Source organism: Cyanobacteriota bacterium, assembly GCA_025054735.1.
Classification (GTDB): domain Bacteria; phylum Cyanobacteriota; class Cyanobacteriia; order SKYG9; family SKYG9; genus SKYG9.
The window spans coordinates 1-2,951 of the sequence record JANWZG010000446.1 but is presented as its reverse complement, the minus strand read 5'-3'; the positions used below and the strand labels follow the sequence as shown (position 1 = coordinate 2,951).

The window sequence follows — 2,951 nt, the reverse complement described above, 5'->3', positions numbered from 1 at the left end:
TTATGGGTTGACTTTGAGTTGCATAGGTTGCTGTTGATCGCTAGCTTGTAAATAGGGCTGCAATGGCTAAATAGGGCTGCAATGGCCATGGTTTTCCAGCGTTAACCAGTTCTAAACGCAGCCAAGCCAGAAGCTGACTCGCTATAGAGCGACACTGAGTGCATACACTGTCAACAACTAGCTCACGGGAATGACACTACTCTCATTCCAGCATCTCTTTGTAGTTGGCAGAGACTTTGCTGCTAGCTGAAAACGGCAGCAGCGATCGCACCTACATCAACATCATCGGGGAGGCTCCTAATGTCTGAGTCGAAGCTGGTATCAGACCTCCGGCTGACTGCCCAAGGGGGTGGTCAGTCCCATACCCGCGACTCTGCCGCTCTAACAACATCTGGAAGCCACCTAGAAACTGCTAGCAGTGCATCGCCCTCGCTAGACCAACTCCAAAACGGATCCCGATCGTCTCCTTCACCATCCTCGCCCCACAATGCAACCCTTCCACTGGATGAATTGACGGCTGAAGCCTTGGCAACAGGTGACCAAGCTCAATACTATCTGCGACATGTACTAGAGCGAGTTCAAAGTCTAGAACGGGCCTTAGATCAAACCCTAGCCTCCTACGATGACCTGCGGGCACGGATGCAAGATCAGGCATTTCTGGAACAGCAGCTAGCAGCTACTGAGGAATACTCTCACCTGCAGCAGCATGAGATTGAGCGCCTGCGCCAACAATTACGCGAGCAACAACCGCAACAAGTGTCTATCCTAGAAGCCAAGTTGCGGATGGCTTGGGATCGCATTGCCAACCTAGAAGCTCAGCTAGAGGATGCCCAACAACACATTGCGCGCCTGTGTGAGCAATTGAGCAACCAACACATGATTGGGGCCAAATCATCACCCCATGGCGGCTCTACCCCATTGGGATCGGCTAACAGCCAAGGACTCCCTAACAGCCATCCAGCTCCTATGGGTAGCTCCACAATTGCCAGCCTGTTGCAAGAATTGCTCAAAGCCCAGGCTCGCATTAAAACCCTAGAAGCCTACACTGCTGAACAGGAAAAACACCAAGAGGTGATGCAGCAAGCCTATCAAGAGTTGGAAGCTGAGCACTTGGCAGTGCGCAGCAACTTGGCCAACTACGACCCAGAGCATATTCGGCAAGTTGAACGACAGGTCAGTGAACTACAAGAACAGATTCTGATGCAAGAACATCAGGCAGAAGAGTATGAAGCCGCTGTGCAACACTGGAAAGATCGGTATTTGGCTAGCTGCTGCCAAGCTCAGCGGTTGAAGGAATTAATAACCCAACAGGTGCCAAACTTACCTCCAGAACTAGCCGCGCTGATGGATGAAATTCAACCAGCTAACCTGGATGAACTAGCTCAACCTGCACTGTTATCGCTGAAATCAGGCACGCTGAAACGGAAGTCTAAGGTCGATTTGCCAGAATTTTTGACCCGATCTCGATCGAAATCACGCACCAAACCTTAACGGAAGCCGTAAAGAATAAGTGTCTATTTCAGGCATCAGCTATGATTGGGGTTTATTCAACGGTGCTGATCAGGTTGTAATTATGGACAACAAACTAATGTTGATGATTCCGGGGCCAACACCTGTACCAGAGCAGGTACTGCTGGCTATGGCAAAACACCCCATGGGGCACCGGAGCAGCGAGTTTAGCAAGGTTATTGCTGAGATCACTCAGGGATTAAAGTGGCTACACCAAACCCAGAATGACGTGCTAGTGTTGGCAGCTAGCGGCACAGGAGCTATGGAAGCAGGGATTATCAATTTCCTGAGTCCGGGCGATCGTGTGTTAGTGGGCAGCAATGGCAAATTTGGTGAACGCTGGGGACTGGTATGTCAAGCCTATGGTCTTACTACTGAGATCATCAAGGCGGAGTGGGGCAAGCCCCTCGATCCTGAAGCATTTCGAGTAGCCCTCGAAGCCGATACCGCTAAGGAAATCAAGGCTGTAATCTTAACCCACAGTGAAACCTCAACGGGTGTCTTGAACGATGTGCAGACCATTAACCGCTACGTCAAAGCCCACGGCGAAGCTCTCCTAATCATGGATGCAGTAACTAGCTTGGGGGCTTGCAACGTGCCCATGGACGAGTGGGGCATTGATGTGATTGCATCTGGGTCTCAAAAAGGTTACATGATTCCACCGGGGTTGGGCTTTGTGGCTGTTAGCGATCGGGCATGGCAAGCCTACGCTACCGCTAAGTTGCCGCGTTTTTACCTCGACTTGGGTAAATATCGCAAGGAAACTGCTAAGAATAGCCATCCCTTTACACCCCCTGTGAACCTCTTCTTTGCTCTACAAGCAGCACTGAAAATGATGCAGGCTGAGGGGCTAGAGTCGATTTTTGCCCGTCATCAACGCCACACCCTAGCTACCCGTGCGGCTGTCAAGGCATTAGGGCTACCGCTACTGGCTCCAGATGAAGCAGCTAGTCCTGCGATTACAGCCGTGATTCCCGACCAAGTAGATGCAGAGCAGGTACGATCGGTGATGAAGAAGCAATTCGACATTGCCCTAGCAGGCGGTCAAGATCATCTCAGTGGCAAGATCTTTCGCATTGGGCACCTGGGCTTCGTCTGCGATCGAGATATCTTGGCGGCCATATCGGCTCTAGAGGCCACCCTAGTACAACTCGGTTACTCTCAGGCCACACCTGGTGCAGGAGTAGCAGCAGCGGCCCATGTCTTGTCTCAAGGCTAGAAACGCAAATATGCGCCGTCAACACCGTCGGTGGCGGAAACCAAGACCATCACAAGCCTGGTTACGCTGGTTTCCGCTGCTGTTAGTTGTCACGATCGGCTTAGGCATTGGTTTAGATCGCCTGCAAGCCTATCTCACTAAACCTCAAGCTCTACTGGTATTGGGTGGTGATCACACCCGCGAACTGTTCGCCGCCCAGTTTGCCCTGCAACATCCCCAGCTA

Annotated in this window: 3 protein-coding genes; all 3 read left to right on the top strand. The window is 51.6% G+C overall.

Features of this window, described 5'->3' with window-relative positions; translation table 11 throughout:
* Positions 1-300 precede the first annotated feature (300 nt).
* Complete coding sequence (locus tag NZ772_16580; protein MCS6815171.1) at positions 301-1,491, top strand: hypothetical protein; 1,191 nt, start codon at positions 301-303, stop codon at positions 1,489-1,491.
* A gap of 82 nt (positions 1,492-1,573) precedes the next feature.
* Positions 1,574-2,728: an alanine--glyoxylate aminotransferase family protein gene (locus NZ772_16575; protein ID MCS6815170.1), complete on the top strand. Its 1,155-nt coding sequence runs from the start codon at positions 1,574-1,576 to the stop codon at positions 2,726-2,728.
* Positions 2,709-2,951: hypothetical protein (locus NZ772_16570; GenBank protein ID MCS6815169.1), on the top strand; the 243-nt coding region annotated here is incomplete at its 3' end. The genes NZ772_16575 and NZ772_16570, both read left to right, overlap by 20 nt.

What these genes read in the sequence shown, in the direction of transcription:
- NZ772_16575 (MCS6815170.1), top strand. Translation starts at nt 1,574, where the DNA reads ATGGACAACAAACTAATGTTGATGATTCCGGGGCCAACACCTGTACCA.
- NZ772_16580 (MCS6815171.1), top strand. Translation starts at nt 301, where the DNA reads ATGTCTGAGTCGAAGCTGGTATCAGACCTCCGGCTGACTGCCCAAGGG.